Origin of the sequence: Raoultella sp., from assembly GCF_039594335.1 — a bacterium.
GTDB lineage: Bacteria > Pseudomonadota > Gammaproteobacteria > Enterobacterales > Enterobacteriaceae > Klebsiella.
In genome coordinates this window covers 1-22,276 of sequence record NZ_JBCNNS010000011.1, presented here as the reverse complement: position 1 = coordinate 22,276, position 22,276 = coordinate 1, and the positions used below count along the sequence as shown (strand labels likewise).

Annotated in this window: 20 protein-coding genes; 13 read left to right on the top strand and 7 right to left on the bottom strand. The window is 54.2% G+C overall.

Annotation, left to right across the window (positions count from 1 at the left end; translation table 11 throughout):
• Positions 1-88 precede the first annotated feature (88 nt).
• The 7 genes from mreB to tldD all read left to right on the top strand — a co-directional run bounded on the left by mreB (position 89) and on the right by tldD (position 10,206).
• Positions 89-1,132 carry a rod shape-determining protein MreB gene (gene mreB, locus ACZAHD_RS03215; protein WP_002918653.1) on the top strand — a complete coding sequence of 348 codons (1,044 nt, stop codon included), beginning with the start codon at positions 89-91 and terminating at the stop codon, positions 1,130-1,132.
• A 70-nt stretch (positions 1,133-1,202) separates the two neighbouring features.
• Positions 1,203-2,195: a rod shape-determining protein MreC gene (gene mreC / locus ACZAHD_RS03210; RefSeq protein ID WP_462455507.1), complete on the top strand. Its 993-nt coding sequence runs from the start codon at positions 1,203-1,205 to the stop codon at positions 2,193-2,195.
• Entirely contained in the window at positions 2,195-2,683 is a 489-nt protein-coding gene (gene mreD / locus ACZAHD_RS03205) for a rod shape-determining protein MreD (protein ID WP_462455506.1), read from the top strand. The genes mreC and mreD overlap by 1 nt, the downstream gene beginning before the upstream one ends.
• 7 nt (positions 2,684-2,690) lie before the next feature.
• Positions 2,691-3,272 (top strand): Maf family protein, encoded by a 582-nt coding sequence (locus tag ACZAHD_RS03200; RefSeq protein WP_462455505.1) that lies wholly within the window; start codon positions 2,691-2,693, stop codon positions 3,270-3,272.
• Between the two features lie 2 nt (positions 3,273-3,274).
• Complete coding sequence (gene rng, locus ACZAHD_RS03195) at positions 3,275-4,744, top strand: ribonuclease G (RefSeq protein WP_032690542.1); 1,470 nt, start codon at positions 3,275-3,277, stop codon at positions 4,742-4,744.
• A gap of 127 nt (positions 4,745-4,871) precedes the next feature.
• Positions 4,872-8,672: an AsmA2 domain-containing protein YhdP gene (gene yhdP / locus ACZAHD_RS03190; RefSeq protein WP_462455504.1), complete on the top strand. Its 3,801-nt coding sequence runs from the start codon at positions 4,872-4,874 to the stop codon at positions 8,670-8,672.
• An 88-nt stretch (positions 8,673-8,760) separates the two neighbouring features.
• Positions 8,761-10,206, top strand: coding sequence for a metalloprotease TldD (tldD, locus tag ACZAHD_RS03185; protein WP_462455503.1), 1,446 nt, complete (start codon positions 8,761-8,763; stop codon positions 10,204-10,206).
• A 73-nt stretch (positions 10,207-10,279) separates the two neighbouring features.
• On the opposite strand, the gene aaeR is transcribed toward tldD, so the two are convergent.
• A complete protein-coding gene (aaeR, locus tag ACZAHD_RS03180) occupies positions 10,280-11,209 on the bottom strand; it encodes an HTH-type transcriptional activator AaeR (protein WP_462455502.1) in 930 nt (309 codons plus the stop codon).
• Between the two features lie 130 nt (positions 11,210-11,339).
• On the opposite strand from aaeR, the gene aaeX reads away from it, so the two are divergent.
• The 4 genes from aaeX to ACZAHD_RS03160 all read left to right on the top strand — a co-directional run bounded on the left by aaeX (position 11,340) and on the right by ACZAHD_RS03160 (position 14,889).
• Complete coding sequence (aaeX, locus tag ACZAHD_RS03175) at positions 11,340-11,543, top strand: p-hydroxybenzoic acid efflux pump operon protein AaeX (protein ID WP_462455501.1); 204 nt, start codon at positions 11,340-11,342, stop codon at positions 11,541-11,543.
• A 7-nt stretch (positions 11,544-11,550) separates the two neighbouring features.
• Entirely contained in the window at positions 11,551-12,483 is a 933-nt protein-coding gene (gene aaeA, locus ACZAHD_RS03170; protein ID WP_462455500.1) for a p-hydroxybenzoic acid efflux pump subunit AaeA, read from the top strand.
• Positions 12,484-12,488: 5 nt separating this feature from the next.
• Complete coding sequence (aaeB, locus tag ACZAHD_RS03165) at positions 12,489-14,456, top strand: p-hydroxybenzoic acid efflux pump subunit AaeB (RefSeq protein ID WP_462455499.1); 1,968 nt, start codon at positions 12,489-12,491, stop codon at positions 14,454-14,456.
• A 157-nt stretch (positions 14,457-14,613) separates the two neighbouring features.
• Positions 14,614-14,889 carry a barstar family protein gene (locus ACZAHD_RS03160; RefSeq protein ID WP_462455498.1) on the top strand — a complete coding sequence of 92 codons (276 nt, stop codon included), beginning with the start codon at positions 14,614-14,616 and terminating at the stop codon, positions 14,887-14,889.
• Between the two features lie 49 nt (positions 14,890-14,938).
• Here the strand turns inward: ACZAHD_RS03160 and yhcN-B are convergent, their stop codons facing one another.
• The 3 genes from yhcN-B to argR form a co-directional block, all read right to left on the bottom strand.
• On the bottom strand, positions 14,939-15,205 hold the full coding sequence (gene yhcN-B / locus ACZAHD_RS03155) for a DUF1471 family stress response protein YhcN-B (RefSeq protein WP_462455497.1): 267 nt from the start codon (positions 15,203-15,205) through the stop codon (positions 14,939-14,941).
• Positions 15,206-15,307: 102 nt separating this feature from the next.
• Positions 15,308-15,571 carry a peroxide/acid stress response protein YhcN gene (gene yhcN, locus ACZAHD_RS03150; protein ID WP_462455496.1) on the bottom strand — a complete coding sequence of 88 codons (264 nt, stop codon included), beginning with the start codon at positions 15,569-15,571 and terminating at the stop codon, positions 15,308-15,310.
• 353 nt (positions 15,572-15,924) lie between these two features.
• A complete protein-coding gene (argR, locus tag ACZAHD_RS03145; protein ID WP_462455495.1) occupies positions 15,925-16,395 on the bottom strand; it encodes a transcriptional regulator ArgR in 471 nt (156 codons plus the stop codon).
• 414 nt (positions 16,396-16,809) lie between these two features.
• Here argR and mdh point away from each other — a divergent pair, with 414 nt between their 5' ends.
• Entirely contained in the window at positions 16,810-17,748 is a 939-nt protein-coding gene (gene mdh / locus ACZAHD_RS03140) for a malate dehydrogenase (protein WP_462455494.1), read from the top strand.
• 52 nt (positions 17,749-17,800) lie between these two features.
• On the opposite strand, the gene degS is transcribed toward mdh, so the two are convergent.
• The 3 genes from degS to zapG form a co-directional block, all read right to left on the bottom strand.
• Entirely contained in the window at positions 17,801-18,859 is a 1,059-nt protein-coding gene (degS, locus tag ACZAHD_RS03135; RefSeq protein WP_462455493.1) for an outer membrane-stress sensor serine endopeptidase DegS, read from the bottom strand.
• Positions 18,860-18,946: 87 nt separating this feature from the next.
• Positions 18,947-20,314, bottom strand: coding sequence for a serine endoprotease DegQ (degQ, locus tag ACZAHD_RS03130; RefSeq protein ID WP_462455492.1), 1,368 nt, complete (start codon positions 20,312-20,314; stop codon positions 18,947-18,949).
• A 173-nt stretch (positions 20,315-20,487) separates the two neighbouring features.
• Entirely contained in the window at positions 20,488-20,886 is a 399-nt protein-coding gene (gene zapG, locus ACZAHD_RS03125; RefSeq protein WP_004868227.1) for a Z-ring associated protein ZapG, read from the bottom strand.
• A gap of 192 nt (positions 20,887-21,078) precedes the next feature.
• Between zapG and zapE the strand changes: the two genes are divergently transcribed.
• Positions 21,079-22,206: a cell division protein ZapE gene (gene zapE, locus ACZAHD_RS03120; RefSeq protein ID WP_462455491.1), complete on the top strand. Its 1,128-nt coding sequence runs from the start codon at positions 21,079-21,081 to the stop codon at positions 22,204-22,206.
• Positions 22,207-22,276 lie beyond the last annotated feature (70 nt).

The following is a 22,276-nucleotide window of genomic DNA, read 5'->3' as shown; positions in this document are numbered from 1 at the left end:
TGATTTTTGCGCCTTGTCGCTGCTGCGTGTGGTTGGTAAAGTAAGCGGATTTTGTTTTCCGCCCCAGCTTTCAGGATTATCCCTTAGTATGTTAAAAAAATTTCGTGGCATGTTTTCCAATGACCTGTCCATTGACCTGGGTACCGCGAATACCCTGATTTATGTGAAAGGACAAGGCATCGTATTGAATGAGCCTTCCGTTGTGGCCATTCGTCAGGATCGTGCCGGCTCGCCGAAAAGCGTCGCTGCTGTTGGTCATGAAGCGAAGCAGATGCTCGGGCGTACACCGGGCAACATCGCGGCGATTCGCCCGATGAAAGACGGCGTTATCGCCGACTTCTTCGTTACCGAAAAAATGCTCCAACACTTTATCAAACAGGTGCATAGCAATAGTTTCATGCGTCCAAGCCCGCGAGTTCTGGTGTGTGTACCGGTCGGTGCAACCCAGGTTGAGCGTCGTGCGATTCGTGAATCTGCTCAGGGCGCTGGCGCTCGTGAAGTCTTCCTGATTGAAGAGCCGATGGCGGCTGCGATCGGCGCAGGCTTACCGGTTTCTGAAGCGACCGGTTCTATGGTGGTGGATATTGGTGGCGGTACCACAGAAGTGGCGGTTATCTCCCTGAACGGCGTGGTTTATTCCTCTTCCGTTCGTATCGGTGGTGACCGTTTCGATGAAGCCGTGATTAATTATGTGCGTCGTAACTACGGCTCCCTCATCGGTGAAGCGACGGCTGAACGTATCAAGCATGAAATCGGTTCGGCGTATCCGGGCGATGAAGTGCGTGAAATCGAAGTTCGCGGCCGTAACCTGGCAGAAGGCGTGCCACGCGGCTTTACTCTGAACTCGAACGAAATTCTCGAAGCGCTGCAGGAACCGCTGACCGGTATCGTCAGCGCGGTCATGGTCGCGCTGGAACAGTGTCCGCCGGAGCTGGCTTCCGATATCTCCGAGCGTGGTATGGTTCTGACCGGCGGTGGCGCCCTGCTGCGCAACCTCGACCGTCTGTTGATGGAAGAGACAGGTATTCCTGTCGTGGTTGCAGAAGATCCACTGACTTGCGTCGCGCGTGGCGGCGGTAAAGCGCTGGAAATGATCGACATGCACGGCGGCGACTTGTTCAGCGAAGAGTAGTCAGTCGAAGGTCCAGGGTAGCCTCAAAAGCTACCCTTGGTCTTAACTGACACGAGAATACGCATAGCCTATGAAGCCAATTTTTAGCCGTGGTCCGTCGCTACAGATTCGCCTTATCCTGGCGGTTTTGGTGGCGCTTGGCGTGATTATCGCCGACAGCCGCCTGGGTACGTTCAGTCAGATCCGAACGTACATGGACACTGCCGTCAGCCCTTTCTACTTTATCTCAAATGGTCCCCGGGAATTGCTGGACAGCGTATCGCAAACGCTGGCAACCCGCGATCAGCTCGAACTGGAAAACCGCGCGTTGCGTCAGGAACTGCTGCTGAAGAACAGCGATTTGCTGATGCTGGGTCAGTACAAACAGGAGAACGCGCGTCTGCGCGAGCTGCTGGGCTCGCCGCTGCGCCAGGATGAGCAGAAAATGGTGACTCAGGTCATCTCTACGGTTAACGATCCTTATAGCGATCAGGTTGTCATTGATAAGGGCAGTGTTAACGGCGTGTATGAAGGTCAGCCGGTGATCAGCGACAAAGGCGTTGTTGGTCAGGTCGTGGCGGTGGCGAAGTTAACCAGCCGCGTGCTGCTCATCTGCGACGCGACACATGCATTGCCGATTCAGGTTCTGCGCAATGATATTCGCGTGATTGCGGCGGGTAACGGGTGCACAGACGATTTGCAACTGGAGCACCTGCCGGCGAACACCGATATTCGCGTCGGCGATGTGCTGGTGACCTCTGGTCTCGGTGGCCGCTTCCCTGAAGGCTATCCGGTCGGCGTGGTTTCTTCTGTGAAGCTCGACACGCAGCGTGCGTATACGGTCATTCAGGCGCGCCCAACGGCGGGTCTGCAGCGTCTGCGCTATCTCCTGCTGCTGTGGGGGGCCGATCGTAACGGGGCAAACCCGATGACGCCGGAAGAAGTGCACCGTGTCGCCAATGAGCGCCTGATGCAGATGATGCCGCAGGTTCTGCCGGCACCGGATGCGATGGGGCCGCAAATGCCGACGCCGGCAACTGGCATGACGCCGTCTTCGCAACCTCTGCCAGCAGGGGGGCAATAGTGGCAAGTTATCGAAGCCAGGGACGCTGGGTTATCTGGCTCTCGTTTCTTATTGCGCTATTGCTGCAGGTCATGCCCTGGCCGACGGACCTGACCGTCTTTCGGCCAAACTGGGTGTTCCTGATCCTGCTTTACTGGATCCTCGCCTTACCGCATAGGGTGAACGTAGGCACCGGTTTTGTCATGGGGACTATCCTCGATCTCATCAGTGGCTCGACACTGGGCGTTCGTGCGCTATCGTTAAGTATCATCGCTTATCTGGTGGCGCTGAAATATCAGCTGTTTCGCAACCTGGCGCTCTGGCAGCAGGCGCTGGTGGTGGTGATGCTATCCCTTGCTGTGGATATCGTTGTTTTCTGGGCAGAGTTTTTAGTGATCAACGTCTCTTTCCGTCCGGAAGTGTTCTGGAGTAGTGTAGTAAACGGCGTGCTCTGGCCATGGTTATTTCTGCTGATGCGGAAAGTCCGTCAGCAATTTGCGGTGCAATAAGGTTGATATGACGACTCTGTATCTTGCTTCAGGTTCTCCACGTCGGCAGGAACTGCTGACGCAGCTAGGGTTTTCTTTTGAACGTCTGGTTCCCGGTATTGAAGAACGACGCCTGCCGCAGGAGAGTGCCGGGCACTATGTTGTGCGTCTGGCGCGCGAGAAAGCACAGGCGGGTGTCGCACTGGCTGCGCGTGATCTGCCGGTGCTGGGGGCGGATACCATTGTCATTCTGAACGGCGAAGTGCTTGAAAAACCACGCGATGCCGGACACGCTGCAGAGATGCTGCGTATGCTTTCCGGTAAGACGCATCAGGTCATGACGGCCGTGGCGCTGGCGGATAAGCAGTTGACGCTGGATTGTCTGGTGGTGACGGAAGTGACCTTTCGCCTGCTCTCAGAACAGGATATTGCCAGCTATGTGGCCAGCGGCGAACCGCTGGACAAAGCAGGCGCATACGGTATTCAAGGGTTGGGTGGCTGTTTCGTCAGGAAGATTAATGGCAGCTATCACGCCGTGGTCGGCTTACCGCTGGTAGAAACGTATGAGTTGCTGAGTAACTTTAACTCACTGCGTGAAGAAAAGGGATAAAGATGACGGCAGAATTATTGGTTAATGTAACGCCATCGGAGACGCGTGTTGCGTACATCGATGGCGGTATTCTTCAGGAAATTCATATTGAGCGTGAAGCGCGGCGCGGAATCGTAGGCAATATCTACAAAGGTCGTGTCAGTCGTGTACTGCCGGGGATGCAGGCGGCTTTTGTAGATATTGGCCTGGATAAGGCCGCATTTCTGCATGCGTCAGATATTATGCCGCATACCGAATGCGTGGCCGGGGAAGAACAAAAGCAGTTTACGGTGCGCGATATTTCCGAACTCGTTCGTCAGGGCCAGGACCTGATGGTTCAGGTGGTGAAAGATCCGCTCGGCACGAAAGGCGCCCGCCTGACGACGGACATTACGCTACCTTCCCGCTATCTGGTATTCATGCCTGGGGCTTCTCACGTCGGCGTGTCACAACGTATCGAGAGTGAAGCTGAACGCGAGCGGTTAAAGAAGGTGGTGGCCGACTACTGCGATGAGCAGGGCGGTTTTATCATCCGTACCGCCGCAGAAGGGGTGCACGAACAGGAGTTAGCCGCCGATGCGGCCTACCTCAAGCGCGTATGGACTAAGGTCATGGAGCGCAAAAAACGTCAGCAGACCCGTTATCAGCTGTATGGTGAACTGGCACTGGCTCAGCGCGTGCTGCGCGATTTTGCCGATGAGCACCTGGATCGTATTCGCGTCGATTCCCGCCTGACGTATGAATCGCTGGTCGAGTTTACCGCTGAATATATGCCGGAAATGACCAGCAAGCTGGAGCATTACAGTGGCCGGCAGCCAATTTTCGATCTTTTTGACGTGGAGAACGAAATACAGCGCGCGCTGGAGCGTAAGGTGGAGCTGAAGTCCGGCGGCTATCTGGTTATCGATCAAACCGAAGCGATGACCACCGTGGACATCAATACCGGGGCATTTGTTGGTCACCGCAATCTCGACGATACGATTTTTAATACCAATATTGAGGCGACCCAGGCCATTGCCCGCCAACTGCGTCTGCGTAACCTGGGCGGGATTATCATCATTGATTTCATTGATATGAATAATGAAGATCACCGCCGCCGGGTATTGCATTCACTGGAACAGGCGTTGAGTAAAGATCGGGTCAAAACCAGCATTAACGGCTTTTCCCAGCTTGGCCTGGTAGAGATGACCCGTAAGCGAACTCGTGAAAGCGTTGAGCACGTATTGTGTAAGGATTGCCCTACCTGCCACGGACGCGGTACGGTGAAATCAGTGGAAACGGTGTGTTATGAAATCATGCGTGAGATTGTGCGTGTGCATCATGCCTACGATTCCGATCGTTTCCTGGTCTATGCTTCTCCTGCGGTTGCGGAAACCCTGAAAGGGGAAGAGTCGCACGCGCTGGCGGAAGTCGAAATCTTTGTCGGCAAACAGGTCAAAGTACAAATTGAACCGCTTTATAATCAAGAGCAGTTCGATGTCGTTATGATGTAAACATCTGGTTTGCCTCTGTTCTGGTGCCCGGGAGTATGGCTAAACGGCGCCTTATCCCGGAAGTCAACGCCGCTGACGCGGAGGCAAATAGACGGATGACGTGCAAAAGTCAGACAAGGAGAGAGGCGTGAGGCGACTGCCCGGGATATTACTGCTCACCGCGGCAACATTGACCGTTGTCGTCGCACTGCTGGTGAGCGGCCTGCGTCTCGTTTTGCCGCAGCTGGACACATGGCGTCCGCAACTGCTGGAAAAAATCTCTGCGATTTCAGGCTCGCCGGTCAATGCTTCACAGCTAACGGCTCGCTGGGAAAATTTTGGTCCGACGCTCGACGTTCGCGATGTCTCAGCTGGTCTGAAAGACGGCGGTCAGCTCTCTGTTAAACGGGTCACTCTGGCGCTGGATGTCTGGCAAAGTCTGCTGCACATGCGCTGGCAGTTCCGCGACCTCACCTTCTGGCAACTGAAAATCCATACCAATTCGCCAATCCAGACCAATGATGGCGATGATAGCCTGAAAACCGACCATATTGGCGATCTTTTCCTGCGCCAGTTCGACCACTTTATTCTGCGCGATAGCCATTTGAGTTTCGTGACCATTTCCGGGCAACGTGCGGAATTAGCGGTTCCGCAGCTCACCTGGCTGAACACAAATAACCGCCATCGTGCGGAAGGGCAACTGAGCCTCTCCAGTCTGAACGGCCAGCATGGGGTGATGCAGGTACGAATGGATCTGCGTGATGAAAATGGCTTGCTGAACAAAGGGCGTGTATGGCTACAGGCGGACGATATTGACGTCAAGCCGTGGCTGGGTCGCTGGATGCAGGACAATATTGCGTTGCAAAAGGCGCGCTTTAGCCTTGAAGGCTGGATGACCATCGACAAAGGCGATATCGCCAGCGGCGATGTCTGGTTGAAGAAGGGCGGCGCCAGCTGGCGGGGAGATGATCAGCCCCATCGATTGACGGTAGATAATCTGACGGCTCATATCTTCCGCGAAAAGCAGGGCTGGGGCTTCCATATCCCGGATACGCGTATCTCGATCGATGGCAAAGCCTGGCCACGCGGCGCGCTGGCAATGGCGTGGATCCCGGCACAGGATGTCGGCGGCGATGACCACGCGCGTAGCGATGAGCTGCGTGTCCGCGCCAGTAACCTCGATCTGAATGGCTTGACTGGGCTGCAACCTATTGTCGATAAGCTGGCCCCTGAGCTGGGAGAGGTCTGGCGCACCACGCAACCTGCTGGCAAAATCGATCTTCTGGCGCTGGATATTCCGCTGCAGGCGGCGGAGAAATCCCGTTTCCAGGCCAGCTGGAGCGAGTTCTCCTGGAAACAGTGGAAGCTGCTGCCCGGGGCCGAGCATTTCTCCGGTAGCGTTGCCGGTAGTGTGGAGAACGGTACTCTGCACGCCAGTATGCGCGAGGCAAAAATGCCTTATGCCACGGTCTTCCGCGCCCCGCTGGAAATCGCCAAAGGAGATGCCACCCTCAGTTGGGTGAAGAATGACAAAGGTTTTATGCTCGACGGGCGCAACATTGACGTGCAGGCGACCGGGGTGCGTGCGCGGGGAGGATTCCGTTATTTACAGCCGCAGGGTGATGAACCCTGGCTGGGGATTCTGGCGGGGATCAGCACCAATGACGGCGGTCAGGCATGGCGCTATTTCCCGGAGAACCTGATGGGAAAAGCGCTGGTGGATTATCTCAGCGGCGCAATCAAAGGCGGGCAGTCGACCAACGCGACTCTGGTTTACGGCGGTAATCCGCACCTGTTCCCGTATCTGCATAACGAAGGCCAGTTCCAGGTTTCGGTGCCATTAACCAACGCCACTTTTGCCTTTCAACCCAACTGGCCGGCATTAACCGGGCTGGATATCAACCTCGACTTTATCAATAATGGTTTATGGATGAAGGTCGATAAGGTGATGCTGGGTAATGTCTCCGCCAGCAATCTTGATGCGGTTATCCCCGATTATTCGCGGGAAAAACTGCTTATTGATGCCGATATCAATGGCCGAGGGAAAGATGTCGGCCCCTATTTTAAAGAGACGCCTCTGAAAGAGACGTTGGGTTCGGCGCTGGATGAGCTACAACTGGATGGGAATGTAAGTGCTCGCTTACATCTTGATATCCCGCTCGATGGCGAGCTGACCACCGCGAAAGGCGATGTCAATCTGGTGAACAACAGCCTGTTTATCAAACCGATTGATACAACGTTGCATGATCTGACCGGCAAGTTCAGCTTTATCAATGGCGATCTGAAGAGCGAGCCCCTGAAAGCCAGTTGGTTTAATCAGCCGCTGAATCTCGATTTTTCCACCACCGAGGGACCTAAAGCCTTCCAGGTCAACGTTGGAATGAACGCCAACTGGCAGCCGTCGCGTACCGGTTTTCTGCCAAAAGCAGTCAATAATGCCGTTAGCGGTAGCGTGCCGTGGGACGGTAAGGTGGCAATTGAGCTGCCGTATCATGGGAATGCGAGCTATAAGGTTGATATTAAAGGCGATCTGAAAAATGTAAGTAGCGACTTACCTTCTCCGGTCGATAAAAAGGCGGGGGTGCCGCTGCCGGTAAAAATTAATGTCCAGGGTGGGTTAAACAGCTTCGAGTTGACCGGCGCGATCGGCGGCAAAAATCATTTCAACAGCCGCTGGCTGCTGAACCGTAAACTGACGCTGGACCGGGCGATTTTAACTTCCGATAGCAAAGCCATTTCTCCGCTGCCGGATCAGGCTGGCGTTGAGCTGAATATGCCACCGATGGATGGCGCGGAGTGGCTGGCGCTTTTCCAGGGCGGCGCAGTCAATGAAGTCAGCAGCAGTATTCTCTTCCCGGAACGGATTACATTGCGCACGCCGTCACTGACGTTTGCTGGCCAGAACTGGAACAACGTGAGTCTGGTAACCCAACCGGATGCCGGGGGCTCGAAGATTGAAGCCCAGGGGCGGGAAATCAATGCCTCTTTGACACTGCGTCAAAATGCCCCCTGGCAGGCTGCCATTCGCTACCTGTATTACAATCCCGTGGCCGCTCAGAAGAGTGGTGAAGCGTCCAGCGGGGCGAGCCCGCTGGACGGTAACCGCCTTGATTTTCGCGGTTGGCCGGATCTCCAGTTGCGCTGCGCAGAGTGTTGGCTATGGGGACAAAAATACGGGCGGATCGACGGCGATTTCTCCATTAAAGGCGATACCCTGACGCTGGCTAACGGGCTGGTGGATACCGGTTTTGGCCGTCTGACCTCCGATGGCGTATGGGTCAATGCCCCCGGCGGCGTGCGGACGTCGCTGAAAGGTAAACTGCATGGGAATAAAACCGATTCCTTCGCCAGCTTCTTCGGTATTTCAACGCCGGTGAAAGGGGCGTCGTTCGATGTCGATTACGATTTGCACTGGCGCGCACCGCCGTGGCAGCCGGATGTGGCATCGCTCAATGGGGTGCTGAAAAGCCATCTCGGAAAAGGCGAGTTTACCGACATCAGCACCGGTCATGCAGGGCAGTTGTTGCGTCTGTTGAGCGTCGATGCGCTACTGCGTAAGCTGCGTTTCGACTTTAGCGATACTTTTAGTGAAGGCTTCTACTTTGACTCGATCAACAGCACGGCATGGATTAAAGACGGCGTGCTGAATACGGATGATACGCTGGTGGATGGCCTCGAGGCGGATATCGCCATGAAGGGCTCGGTTGACCTGGTACGCCGCCAGCTTGATATGCAGGCCGTCGTGGCCCCGGAAATTTCGGCGACCGTTGGTGTGGCGACCGCGTTTGTGATTAACCCAATAGTTGGCGCCGCGGTGTTTGCCGCCAGTAAAGTGCTGGGGCCGCTGTGGAACAAAGTCTCTATCCTGCGTTATCGCATCACTGGCACTATCGATCAGCCGCAGATCAATGAAGTCCTACGCCAGGCGCGCAGCGACAAAAAGCAATGATTTGACGATTGCGGGGAATTACCGCACTCTCAATGGATAGCGTTTTTTATTTCCGCCTGACGTGCGGCAACAAACGAGTAGCATAACGATGAGCCTGAACCTGGTAAGTGAACAATTACTGTCAGCAAATGGCCTGAATCATCAGGATCTTTTTGCCATTCTTGGCCAGTTGGCCGAGCGCCGTCTGGATTACGGCGACCTCTATTTTCAGTCGAGCTATCACGAATCTTGGGTTCTGGAAGACAGCATCATTAAAGATGGTTCGTACAATATTGACCAGGGCGTCGGCGTGCGTGCGGTCAGTGGCGAGAAAACGGGTTTTGCTTATGCCGACCAAATCAGCCGGCTGGCGCTGGAACAGAGCGTGCAGGCGGCCCGCACCATCGTGCGCGATAGCGGTGACGGCAAAGTGCGCACCCTGGGAGCGGTAGAATACAGCACTCTGTATACCAGTATCGATCCGCTACAAAGTATGAGCCGCGAAGAGAAACTGGATATTCTGCGTCGCGTCGATAAAGCCGCTCGCGCCGCTGATAAACGCGTACAGGAAGTGTCCGCCAGCCTGAGCGGTGTATATGAATTGATTTTGGTTGCCGCGACCGATGGTACATTAGCGGCGGACGTTCGTCCGCTGGTGCGTCTGTCAGTCAGTGTGCTGGTGGAAGACGACGGTAAACGCGAACGCGGCTCCAGCGGCGGCGGCGGACGTTTTGGCTATGATTATTTCCTGGCAGCCGAAGGGGGTGAAGTCCGTGCCGATGCCTGGGCGAAAGAAGCGGTACGTATGGCGCTGGTGAATTTGTCTGCCGTTGCCGCCCCGGCGGGCATGCTGCCGGTGGTGCTGGGTGCGGGCTGGCCCGGCGTGTTGCTGCATGAAGCGGTAGGGCACGGCCTGGAAGGCGATTTCAACCGTCGCGGTACCTCGGTGTTCAGCGGCCATATGGGGGAGCTGGTGGCTTCCGAATTGTGCACCGTAGTGGATGATGGCACCATTGCCAATCGCCGCGGCTCGTTGGCCGTTGATGACGAAGGGACGCCGGGCCAGTACAACGTACTGATTGAGAACGGTATCCTGAAAGGCTACATGCAGGACAAACTCAACGCGCGCCTGATGGGGGTTGCCCCGACCGGTAACGGTCGTCGCGAGTCGTACGCCCATCTGCCGATGCCGCGTATGACGAATACCTACATGCTGGCAGGTAAATCGACGCCGCAGGAAATTATTGAATCGGTTGATTATGGTATCTATGCCCCTAACTTTGGCGGCGGTCAGGTCGATATCACCTCCGGTAAGTTTGTGTTCTCCACTTCAGAAGCCTACCTGATCGAAAAAGGTAAGGTCACGAAAGCGGTGAAGGGCGCGACTCTGATCGGTTCCGGGATTGAAGCGATGCAGCAAATTTCCATGGTTGGTAACGATCTGAAGCTTGATAGCGGTGTCGGCGTGTGCGGTAAAGAGGGCCAGAGCGTGCCGGTAGGCGTTGGCCAACCGACGCTGAGAGTCGATAACCTTACCGTTGGCGGAACCGCCTGAGTGTTTTGAGTGCGCTTCCGCATCTTGTGGAGGCGCAGCCTGCACCGGCGACACTCCTTCTTTGGTGTTGCCGCTAGCGGGAAATTCCCCTTCCGTGCATCCCCTGGTAAATTTTTGCCACCTCGACGAAATACTCCGTCAGCGAATTAATGCAGACCTGAACCTTCAACGGTAGCTTGTCTTTTTCGGTATACACCGCGTACACCGGGCGAGGATCGGACTGGTAGCTTGGCAGCAGGATCTCCAGCTCGCCTCGGTTGATCTCTTCGATTGCCCACATCAGCGGGACATAAGCCACACCAACGCCTGCGGTCAGCCAGCGTATCAGCGTCATGGGGTCATTGGTAACAAAGCGGCCCTGTGGGATCAGTTTGGTTGAGATCCCTTCCGGGGCGATAATTTCAAATTCATTATCAGGGCGCACGCTATACTCAAGCCACGAATGGCTGGTGAGATCGGCCGGTTTTTCCGGGATGCCCGCCTGCTGTAGGTAGCTTTTCGCTGCGCAGAGCACCATCGGCATCGAGCCAAGCCGGCGTGAAAAGAGACTGGAATCCTGCAATGCCCCGACACGGATCACCACATCCAGGCCGTCAGCAATCAGATCCGGCGCAGGAATTCCGGTGACCAGGTTGACGGATAAACCCGGGTACTCTTTCAGCATTCCGGCGGTAATGTGGGCGAGGACATTCTGTGCCATAGTTGAGGAGCAGCCGACGCGCAGCGTACCGATAGGCGTATTATTAAACGCGTACAGTTGCTCATGGACGTCCTGCGCTTCGAACAACATTCGTCGGCAGCCCTGGTAATAGATCTTACCGGCTTCTGTTAAGCCAAGGCTGCGGGTGCTGCGGTTAAGCAGCTTCACCTGGAGTTCATCTTCCAGTTTGGCGACAGTCTGGCTGATGGATGAAACGCTCATCTGGAGCTGGTGTGCCGTGGCGGTAAATGAACCAAGTTCAACCACTTTGGCAAAAACGGACATGCGTTTTAATCGTTCCATTATTCACTCTGACTTAAAAGTGATTTAGATCACATAATATAGATCATGCTGCAATTGTTACGTTACTATATTGTTAGCTACATAATAAACGCTTCACCATATCACCTGTACGCTTCTTACCAAGGTCATTATGAGTCTGTTTCCTGTCATCGTGATTTTCGGCTTGTCGTTTCCGCCGATCTTCTTTGAGTTGCTAATCTCGCTGGCCATCTTCTGGCTGGTTAACCGACTGCTGGTTCCCACCGGCATCTATGATTTTGTCTGGCACCCTGCACTGTTTAATACCGCGTTATATTGCTGCCTTTTTTATCTGATATCGCGTTTGTTCGTTTGAGGTCGATGTGAAAACACTAACAAGAAATATCTTCCGTACCGCAATCACTGTGATACTGGTTATCCTGGCATTTGTCGCGATTTTTCGCGCCTGGGTCTATTACACCGCGTCTCCCTGGACACGTGACGCGCGATTCAGCGCCGACATCGTGGCCATCGCACCCGATGTTTCCGGGCTGATTTCGCAGGTAAATATCAAGGATAACCAGCTGGTTAAGAAAGACCAGGTTTTGTTTGTGATTGACCAGCCGCGTTATCAGAAAGCCCTCGAAGAAGCTCAGGCCGACGTTTACTACTACCAGACTCTGGCGCAGGAAAAACGTGTTGAAGCCGGCCGCCGTAATAAGCTGGGTGTACAGGCGATGTCTCGAGAAGAGATAGACCAGGCCAATAACGTCTTACAAACGGTAGAACATCAGCTGGCGAAAGCCGTGGCCAGCCGGGATCTGGCTAAGCTCGATCTTGAACGCACAGTTGTCCGCTCGCCGGCCGATGGTTGGGTGACTAACCTCAACGTTTACAACGGTGAATTTATTACCCGTGGCTCGACAGCCGTGGCACTGGTGAAACAAGATAGCTTTTACGTGGTGGCCTACCTCGAAGAGACCAAACTGGAAGGAGTACGTCAGGGCTACCGTGCGGAAATTACTCCGCTGGGAAGCAGTCGCTCGATTAAAGGTACGGTGGACAGCATCGCCGCCGGGGTGACCAACGCCAGCAGCAGCAGCGACGCCAAAGGGATGGCTTCCGTGGACTCTAACCTTGAGTGGGTTCGCCTGGCTCAGCGCGTGCCGGTCCGTATTCGACTCGACAAGCAGCAGGGCAATCTGTGGCCAGCGGGGACAACCGCGACGGTAGTGATTACCGGTAAAGAAGACCGTGATACAACCCGGGTGAACTTTTTCCAGAAACTGGCGATGCGCCTGCGTGAGTTTGGTTAATCGCCATGGGGATCTTCACCATTTATCCCCGGCACCTTCGCTTCGCGATTAAATTAGCGTGCGCGCTGGTGCTGGCACTCTTTGTCGGCTTCCACTTTCAACTGGAAACGCCGCGTTGGGCGGTGCTCACCGCGGCTATTGTCACCGCCGGTCCCGCGTTTGCCGCCGGTGGAGAACCTTATTCTGGCGCCATCCGCTATCGTGGGATGCTGCGTATCGCCGGGACGTTTATCGGCTGTATTGCCGCGCTGGCGATAATCATTCTGATGATTCGCGCGCCGCTGTTGATGATGCTGGTGTGCTGTGTGTGGGCGGGGTTCTGCACCTGGATCTCTTCGCTGGTTCGCGTCGAAAACTCCTACGCCTGGGGGCTGGCAGGCTATACCGCGCTTATCATTGTTATCACCATTCATACCGACCCGATGCTGGCGCCGCAGTTTGCCGTTGAGCGTTGTAGCGAGATTGTGGTGGGCATTGTCAGCGCCATCATGGCGGATCTGCTATTTTCCCCTCGCTCGATTAAGAAAGAGATCGATCTTGAGCTGGATAACCTGCTGGTCGAACAGTACCGCCTGATGCAGCTTTGCGTGGCGCATGGCGATAGCGAAGTGGTTGATAAAGCATGGGGGGCACTGGTGCGTCGGACCAGCGCGCTGGAAGGAATGCGCGGCAACCTTATCATGGAGTCCTCGCGCTGGGCCCGGGCCAATCAGCGTTTGAAGGCCATTAATACTCTTTCTTTAACGCTGATTACCCAGTCCTGCGAAACGTACCTGATCCAGAATTCGCACCCGGAAATCGTGACCAATGATTACCGTGAGCTGTTTGCCGAGCCGGTTGAAACCGTGCAGGATGTCCATCGACAGCTGAAAAGAATGCGCCGCTTTCTGACCTGGAAAGGGGAGCACAATACGCCGGTAACGATTTACAGCTGGGTTGGCGCCGCGACACGCTATCTGCTGTTGAAGCGCGGCGTGGTTGGCAATACCAGGATTAGCCGGGTTGAAGATGAAGTGCTGCGGGGGGAAGTGGTAATAAAGGCGGGTTCCGCCGAGCATCATCATGCGATGGTCAACTTCTGGCGCACCTCCATTTCCTGCATTCTTGGGACGTTGTTCTGGCTGTGGACCGGCTGGACCTCCGGCAGCGGGGCGATGGTGATGATTGCGGTGGTGACGTCGCTTGCCATGCGCCTGCCAAACCCTCGAATGGTGGCGATAGATTTTCTCTACGGTACGCTGGCGGCCTTACCACTGGGGGCGTTGTTTTTCCTGGTGATTATGCCCGCCACGCAGCAGAGCATGCTGTTGCTGTGTATCAGCCTGGCGGCGATGGCGTTCTTTATCGGTATTGAGGTACAAAAACGGCGGCTGGGATCGCTGGGAGCGCTGGCGAGTACCATCAACATTCTGGTACTGGATAACCCGATGCAGTTTCAGTTCAGCCAGTTTCTTGATAGCGCGTTGGGCCAGATCGTCGGTTGTTTTCTTGCGCTGATGGTGATTCTGCTGGTGCGGGATAATTCACAAGCGCGTACCGGGCGTGTGCTGCTGAATCAGTTTGTTTTGGCAGCGGTTTCATCGCTGACGACCAATACTGCGCGTCGTAAAGAGAACCATTTGCCAGCGCTTTATCGGCAGTTGTTCCTACTGTTGAATAAGTTTCCCGGTGATATCGCCCGTTTCCGCCTGGCGCTGACCCTGATTATTGCCCATCAGCGTCTGCGGGATGCGCCTGTGCCGGTGAACGACGATCTGTCGGCATTTCACCGCCAGCTGCGACGCACCGCAGACCATGTGATTTCCGCAGTCAGTGATGATAAACGACGTCATTATTTCGCTCGTTTGTTAGAAGAGCTGGACGTTTATCAGGAAAAACTGCGGGTCTGGGAGGCGTCACCTGCGGTGACGGAACCGGTCCGACGGCTGGTGGATATGTTACGTAAGTATCAGCATGTATTGACCAATAGCTAAACCTGAACCGACGCTAAAGCGTCGGTTTTTTTATCACTATACTTAATCATCGGGGATATTCGCGTTTCGTTCAGGGAAGCCGGGAGAGAGCCCCGGCACGTGTACGCAGGGATGTATTGGCGGGTGGCAATAGCGCGATGTTGACAGGGTGTAGGCGATGACTATCTATACATTTGATTTTGATGATATAGCCGATCAGCAGGATTTCTATCGTGAGTTTTCACGGATCTTCTCGCTCAACCGCGAGCAGGTGAACAATCTGGACTCATTGTGGGAAGCCGTAACCGGCGGTCTGCTACCGCTGCCACTGGAGATTGAGTTTATTCACTTAAGCGATAAACAGCGTCGGCGCTTTGGCGCCTTGATATTGCTGTTTGATGAAGCGGAAGAAGAGCTGGAAGGGGAGCTAAGGTTTAACGCCCGGCAAGCATAAAAAAGCCCCCGACAGGCGGGGGCAAGTCGTCGGACAAGACGACGAGGGTTTATTTGTACAACTCAGCTGTAGCGTGCCAGCTATCGCCGGTACGGGCTTCAATAATACGGTAGCTGCTTGCGCCTTCTTTTTCGGCTTTAGCCGCCAGTTCATGGCGCATATCCATCGGGGCGCTGCCTACCTGAGAAACAGAGATGGTGCCCAGCGACTGCAGGTTTTGAGCTTGTTCCTCGTTGACCTGATGTACGGCGGCGCTGGCGCCGAAGGAGAGGACGGAGGCCAGGCCCAGGGATGCGATGATCATTGAACGTTTCATAAATTTTACTCCAACCATTTGTTGCAGCGGCAGGAGGCTGTAAATAGACCTGGGCCGCTGGAAATTATTCGTATTCAGTTAGTAACCGACAATCGTTACGTCTTATTTATAAAGCTCTGCCGTCGCGTGCCAGTGGTCACCGGTACGGGCTTCGATAATGCGATAAGAAGATGCACCTTCTTCCTGGGCTTTCTTGTTCAGCATTTCATGCATATCCATCGGGGAAGCACTCACCGCGCCGACGGAAATGGTACCGATTGACTGACGGTCTTGCGCCTGATCGCTGTTGATAGAATCAGCGGCGAAAGCGCCAAAAGACAGAACAGACAGGATGCTTAGTTCAGCTACAGATGTTTTGATTTTCATGATGTTTACCTCGTCGAATCTTGTTATTGAGGGCTCTTTGTTTCGTGACCCTCATCACAAAATCAAGTATACACTAATAACCAAAAATATTAATACTCTGCTAATCATTTTGCGAGTAAATAATTACAAAGAATTGTCTTTTTTATAACGTATAAGAATTAGAAATGTCATTTACTCGCTACATAAGACTTAGATAGCGATTAAAATCATATAGATAAGATATTTTGATATTTTGTGCGCTTATGGCCCGTTCATTCGGTAAATGTATGTATAGAGGCCGAAAATCACACTAAATGTTAAAGAAATGCAACATTTTTGAAAAGGCCCTCTGGTCGGAACCAGAGGGGAGGCCCTCAGAGTTCCTGTTCAAACAGAACGAGAATTGCGTCGTATAGATCTTTGACGGTGAAGCCTCTGGCCGGGGTCGTGAAGATGGTGTCATCGCCGGCAATGCTACCGAGGATACCTTCCGATTTTCCGAGAGAGTCCAGCAGGCGAGCAATTAGTTGCGCTGCCCCCGGGCTGGTGCGAATAACCACGACGGCATCGTTATAGTCGATATCGAGCACGAGGTTTTTCAGCGGGCTGGAGGTCGTCGGAACGCCAAGTTCGGCAGGCAGGCAATAGACCATCTCCATTTTGGCGTTACGGGTACGAACCGCGCCAAATTTAGTCAACATGCGGGAGACTTTCGATTGGTTGATATTATCGAAACCTTCTTCCTGCAGCGCCTGGACGATCTCACCCTGAGAGCTGAACTTTTCTTCCTTCAGCAGCAGTTTAAACGCTTTAACCAGTTCTTCTTGTTTTGCCGAACTTCGCATAAGTCACCCAAATTATGGTGGTAAAAACAACATCATTATGCATAGTAATGAATTTTTATGCAAATAATCCGCGGGAGGATAAAGTAAATAATGTTATGAAGGGGGCATATTTTAGCAAATAACCCTGCTAAGGAACATGCCTTCATCACAGGGCGTAAATCGCTGTAAAAGTAAATCAAATGTTATGAGAATGATGTTGTTTTGCCGAATAAACTGGGTGTATTGTAACCAACAGTCGATCCGGTACTACCTTTTGCTGGATGGTCAGTCTTGGGGATAAAATGTAAAGCGGATGGATCGCTGCGCACCAGAACGCATTCTTTAACCATACTTATTGTAATTGTTCATCTTGTGAATTAAGGTCCAGGCGACGGAGTAACGAAAGACTATATTAACCATAATAAGGAGTTTAGGATGAAAGTTGCAGTCCTCGGCGCCGCTGGTGGAATCGGCCAGGCGCTTGCCCTACTACTTAAGACCCAACTGCCTTCAGGTTCAGAACTCTCGTTGTACGACATTGCTCCGGTCACGCCGGGCGTGGCGGTTGATCTTAGCCATATCCCTACCGATGTAAAAATCAAAGGTTTCTCCGGTGAAGACGCAACTCCAGCGCTTGTTGGGGCTGATGTGGTGCTGATTTCTGCTGGTGTAGCCCGTAAACCAGGCATGGACCGATCCGATTTGTTTAACGTTAACGCGGGTATCGTGAAGAACCTGGTACAGCAGATAGCGAAAACCTGTCCTCAAGCCTGCATTGGCATCATTACTAACCCGGTGAACACGACGGTGGCCATTGCCGCAGAGGTGTTGAAAAAAGCGGGCGTTTACGATAAGAACAAACTGTTTGGCGTCACTACGCTGGACATCATCCGTTCGAATACCTTTGTGGCTGAGCTGAAAGGTAAATCCGCATCCGACGTTGAAGTGCCGGTAATTGGCGGACACTCCGGCGTGACCATTCTGCCGTTATTGTCGCAGATTACTGGCGTGAGCTTCAGCGAGCAAGAAGTCGCCGATTTGACAAAACGCATCCAGAACGCTGGTACCGAAGTTGTTGAGGCCAAAGCAGGTGGCGGTTCTGCCACGCTCTCTATGGGGCAGGCGGCCGCTCGCTTTGGTCTTTCCTTAGTGCGTGCGATGCAGGGCGAGAAAGGCGTGGTCGAATGCGCTTATGTTGAAGGCGATGGTCAGTACGCGCGCTTCTTCTCGCAGCCATTACTGTTGGGCAAAAACGGTATCGAAGAGCGTCAGTCGTTCGGTAAGCTGAGCGCATTTGAGCAACAGGCACTGGAAGGTATGCTGGATACGCTGAAGAAAGATATCGCTATGGGCGAAGATTTCGTCAACAAATAAATGGCGATGCGATAAAAAAACCGGAGCCGCGGCTCCGGTTTTTTTATGTCGGTCAGTTGGTCGCCGGATATTCCTGAACGGCAATATGCAGAGTGATTTTTTTGTCATCGCGCATGATAACCACCGGAATTTCTGAGCCGGGGCGGATTTCCGCGACCTGGTCCATGGTTTCGAGGGCGGAAACCGCCGGTTTATCATTCACCGAAATAATCACGTCATTGGCGCGGATACCGGCCTGAGCCGCCGGACCATCCGGGGCAACGTCATTAACCACAATGCCCTGCAGCTGATCGATGCCACCGCCCTGAGCGTGCAGCGGCGCAATCTCGCGGCCGCTGATACCGATATAACCGCGGATCACACGGCCATCGCGAATCAGCTTATCCATGATCTTGGTTGCCAGCTGGAAGGGAATCGCAAAGCCGATCCCTTCCGGCGTTTCACCATCATTACTTTTATCAAATGACAGTGTGTTGATGCCCATCAGTTCGCCCAGCGAGTTCACCAGCGCGCCGCCGGAGTTACCATGGTTGATTGATGCATCGGTTTGCAGGAAATTTTGTCGCCCGGTAGGGTTCAGACCAATACGACCGGTGGCGCTGATAATCCCTTGAGTAATCGTCTGACCGAGGTTGTAAGGGTTACCAATCGCGAGGACCACATCACCGATATGCGGGACCCGTTTCGGGTTGATAGGAATGACCGGCAGGCCGGCATTGGCGTTAATTTTTAAAACCGCCAGGTCAGTCAGGGTGTCAGAGCCAACCAGTAAGGCTTCAAAAACGCGACCATCCTGCAGGGCGACAATAATCTGATCCGCATCATTGATGACGTGTTTGTTGGTCAGGATATAGCCACGCTGGTCCATGATAACGCCGGAACCCAGAGTCAACTGATTATGGCTGGTACCGTTCAGCGCGCGGTTATAGACGTTGACCACCGCAGGCGCGGCGCGGCGAACGGCAGAATTATAGCTGGCGGGCGATTCGTCCGCGCTATCGTACTGGGTTGTCGTCGACAGATGCCATTGACGCAGCGAAGGCATCAAGGCCAGAAGCAGGCCGCCGACGATCAAACCAATGAGTACAGAACGTAAAAACTTTCCAGGCATGATACCGGTATCGTTGATGGATGGACATGCGCAGCATAGCACGAGTTATCCGGACATCGCACGGCGGGCGATGTCCGGAAATACGTGTTATCGCAGCAGCAGATAGATGCTTTCGTTACCGCGAATGATGTTGAGGGCGATGACCGCCGGTTTGCTCTCCAGCACTTTACGTAGTTCGGCAATAGAGCGCACGCGCTCGCGGTTAAGGCCAATAATGATATCGTCCTTATGCAGGCCAACCTGCGCCGCCGGGCTACTTTTATCAACGTTGTCGACGACGACGCCTTTGGTGCCATCTTTCATTTGACCGTCGCTCAACGATGCCCCCTGAAGCGCAGGGATGATGAGCTCGGCGCTGGCGGTAGACGAAGTACTCTTATCCAGAGTGACTTCGACATCCAGCGGTTTCCCGTCGCGCAGCAGGCCCAGCTTCACTTTGGTGCCAGGTTCGGTCGTGGCAATTCGCGAACGCAGTTCGGCAAAGCTGCTCAGTGGTTTGCCGTTCATGCTGACAATCACGTCGCCGGACTTAATCCCGGCTTTCGCCGAACCTGAGTTTGCTAAGACTTCGCTGACGAAGGCCCCGCGCTGAGCGTCAATATTCATCGCTTTGGCAATATCCGCGCTCATTTCCATGCCTTTAATTCCCAGCAGACCGCGTTTGATTTCGCCAAACTGGATCAGCTGTTGAGCGAGGGTTTTCGCCATATTACTCGGAATGGCAAAGCCAATGCCGATGCTGCCGCCACCTGGCGCCAGAATCGCGGTGTTGATACCAATCAGCTCGCCGTTCAGGTTCAGCAGCGCGCCGCCGGAGTTCCCCCGGTTGATGGAGGCATCGGTCTGGATAAAGTTCTCCAGCCCTTCAAGGTTCAGCCCGCTGCGACCGAGCGCGGAGATAATACCGGATGTGGCGGTCTGTCCGAGGCCAAACGGATTCCCGACGGCCACGGCGAAATCGCCAACGCGAAGTTTATCGGAATCGGCGATCGCGATTTGCGTCAGATGGCTGGGGTTTTGTAATTGCAGCAGGGCGATATCGCTCTGATCGTCGCTGCCGACCAGCTTCGCATCAAATTCGCGGCCATCGTTGAGCTGAACGCTGATTTTCTGTGCCTGGCTGATCACGTGATTATTAGTCAATACATAGCCTTTGGCGGCATCGATGATGACCCCGGAGCCCAGGCCTTCAAAAGGCTGAGCCTGCTCCTGAGGTACATTGTCGCCAAAGTACTTTTTCAACTCTTCCGGCATGTTTTGCGCGGGGGCGGCGGTCCCTTCAACCTGTACGCTCACGACCGCGGGCAGCACTTTTTCCAGCATCGGCGCAAGGCTTGGCAACGCCCCCTGGCCGGGTACCTGCGTGGGTAACGATGCCGTAGCCGTAGGTAAAACCGACAACGATAACCCGATGCTTAACGCTAACGCACTCAACAGCAAAGTCTGTTTCTTCATTAGATGCTGGCTCTCGTAACCTGATGTGGATGGAAAAACGTCCCGAATGGCCTGATGTTATTGAATTTTCAACCGGCTAACAATGCGGTCAATGATTAAATAATAGCTGGGATGTAGGGTTGAGGCGGGCGCAGAGAGTGCGCCCGGATAATATTTTTGCTGGCAGGGATAAATCAGTCGCGTTTTGCGCCACCGCGCAGCAGGCCAGATGCACCTTCAGAATAATCGCGTGGCATCTGGACCGGTGCTTGATCGTTACCGGCTTCTGACTCCGCCAGGCGATTGCGGAACGGGTTTGCGTCCGCCATGGTATCCGGCAGCAGGCTGCTGGAGCTTTTTGCCATGTGCTGATACAGCTGGCGGTAATCATCAGCCATGTTATCCAGCAGTTCAGCGCTGCGGGCAAAATGACTGACCAGCTCTTCACGATACTCTTCAAGCTCTGTTTTATTTTTTTCCAGTTCGAACTGCAGCGCCTGTTGTTGACGTAATTTGCGGTTGCCAAAACGCATGGCGACGGCACCGATGATGATACCGACAACTAGCCCAATTAGCGCATATTCCCAGGTCATGTACATCTCCCGTTGTTTTGTGGTTCCGTAGGGTGGCTCTGTAAGGCTCTCCGCCTGCGCCCGATAGTGCCACTATAACCGCTAATTCCACAGAAGTGGAATCCTGGCGTATCATCGCGTAGTGTAGAACGGCCTTTTTTTCGTCAATCGTGAGCTTCAGCATTACGGTTTTCAAGGAATAACAATTAGATCATGCAAAGCCTGTCCCCAACATCGCGTTACCTTTTGGCTCTCAAAGAGGGCAGTCATCAACCTGACGACGTCCAGCAAGAAGCGGTAAGCCGCCTCGATACTATCTATCATGAACTGCAGAAGAAACCCGCTCCGGCGCCGCAAAGCAGCGGCCTGCTAGCAAAATTCGGCAAGCTGCTGGGTAAGCGCGAACCTGCCGTCGAGCCCGCGGCTGTGCGTGGCCTCTATATGTGGGGGGGCGTCGGGCGAGGGAAAACCTGGCTGATGGACCTGTTTTATCATAGCCTGCCAGGAGAACGTAAGCAGCGCCTGCACTTCCATCGCTTTATGCTGCGCGTCCATGAAGAGCTGGTTACCCTGCAGGGACATAGCGATCCGCTGGAAATCCTCGCCGACCGCTTCAAGGCGGAAACCGATGTTCTCTGCTTCGACGAGTTCTTTGTCTCCGATATTACGGACGCCATGCTGCTGGGCGGTCTGATGAAAGCCCTGTTCGCACGTGGCATCACGCTGGTGGCCACCTCGAATATTCCGCCAGATGAGCTCTACCGCAACGGCCTGCAGCGCGCACGCTTCCTGCCCGCAATCGAGGCGATTAAACAGCATTGCGACATTATGAACGTGGACGCGGGCATTGATTACCGCCTGCGCACGCTGACGCAGGCCCATCTGTGGCTGTCGCCTCTCGACGCGCAGACGCAACAGCAGATGGATAAACTGTGGCTGGCATTAGCGGGCGCGAAACGCGAGCAGACGCCGACGCTGGAAATTAACCATCGATCGCTCCCGACATTAGGCGTCGAAAACCAGACGCTGGCGGCCTCGTTTGCCACATTGTGCGTGGATGCGCGTAGCCAGCACGATTACATCGCGCTTTCACGCCTGTTTCATACCGTGATGTTATTTGATGTACCGGTGATGACGATACAGCTGGAGAGTGAAGCCCGGCGGTTTATCGCCCTGGTGGACGAGTTCTATGAACGCCACGTTAAGCTGGTTGTCAGCGCCGCGGTGCCGCTGTATGACATCTATCAGGGGGAGCGACTGAAGTTTGAGTTTCAGCGATGCTTATCGCGCCTGCAGGAAATGCAAAGTGAAGAGTATTTGAAACGCCCGCATATGCCTTAACTGGCGGGCTTTCCCGCGCGCGTTGTGTTGCCATGACTCAAGGGTATCGCGCGGTCGAAAAAAGCCGGTT

Excerpts from the sequence above, each read along its gene's own strand:
- yhcN (WP_462455496.1), bottom strand. The coding sequence starts at position 15,571 with ATGAAAATCAAAACATCTGTAGCTGAACTAAGCATCCTGTCTGTTCTG.
- argR (WP_462455495.1), bottom strand. The coding sequence starts at position 16,395 with ATGCGAAGTTCGGCAAAACAAGAAGAACTGGTTAAAGCGTTTAAACTG.
- aaeB (WP_462455499.1), top strand. The coding sequence starts at position 12,489 with ATGGGGATCTTCACCATTTATCCCCGGCACCTTCGCTTCGCGATTAAA.
- aaeX (WP_462455501.1), top strand. The coding sequence starts at position 11,340 with ATGAGTCTGTTTCCTGTCATCGTGATTTTCGGCTTGTCGTTTCCGCCG.
- zapE (WP_462455491.1), top strand. The coding sequence starts at position 21,079 with ATGCAAAGCCTGTCCCCAACATCGCGTTACCTTTTGGCTCTCAAAGAG.
- tldD (WP_462455503.1), top strand. The coding sequence starts at position 8,761 with ATGAGCCTGAACCTGGTAAGTGAACAATTACTGTCAGCAAATGGCCTG.
- degS (WP_462455493.1), bottom strand. The coding sequence starts at position 18,859 with ATGCCTGGAAAGTTTTTACGTTCTGTACTCATTGGTTTGATCGTCGGC.
- zapG (WP_004868227.1), bottom strand. The coding sequence starts at position 20,886 with ATGACCTGGGAATATGCGCTAATTGGGCTAGTTGTCGGTATCATCATC.
- mreC (WP_462455507.1), top strand. The coding sequence starts at position 1,203 with ATGAAGCCAATTTTTAGCCGTGGTCCGTCGCTACAGATTCGCCTTATC.
- ACZAHD_RS03160 (WP_462455498.1), top strand. The coding sequence starts at position 14,614 with ATGACTATCTATACATTTGATTTTGATGATATAGCCGATCAGCAGGAT.
- rng (WP_032690542.1), top strand. The coding sequence starts at position 3,275 with ATGACGGCAGAATTATTGGTTAATGTAACGCCATCGGAGACGCGTGTT.
- mdh (WP_462455494.1), top strand. The coding sequence starts at position 16,810 with ATGAAAGTTGCAGTCCTCGGCGCCGCTGGTGGAATCGGCCAGGCGCTT.
- mreB (WP_002918653.1), top strand. The coding sequence starts at position 89 with ATGTTAAAAAAATTTCGTGGCATGTTTTCCAATGACCTGTCCATTGAC.
- degQ (WP_462455492.1), bottom strand. The coding sequence starts at position 20,314 with ATGAAGAAACAGACTTTGCTGTTGAGTGCGTTAGCGTTAAGCATCGGG.
- ACZAHD_RS03200 (WP_462455505.1), top strand. The coding sequence starts at position 2,691 with ATGACGACTCTGTATCTTGCTTCAGGTTCTCCACGTCGGCAGGAACTG.
- aaeR (WP_462455502.1), bottom strand. The coding sequence starts at position 11,209 with ATGGAACGATTAAAACGCATGTCCGTTTTTGCCAAAGTGGTTGAACTT.
- yhcN-B (WP_462455497.1), bottom strand. The coding sequence starts at position 15,205 with ATGAAACGTTCAATGATCATCGCATCCCTGGGCCTGGCCTCCGTCCTC.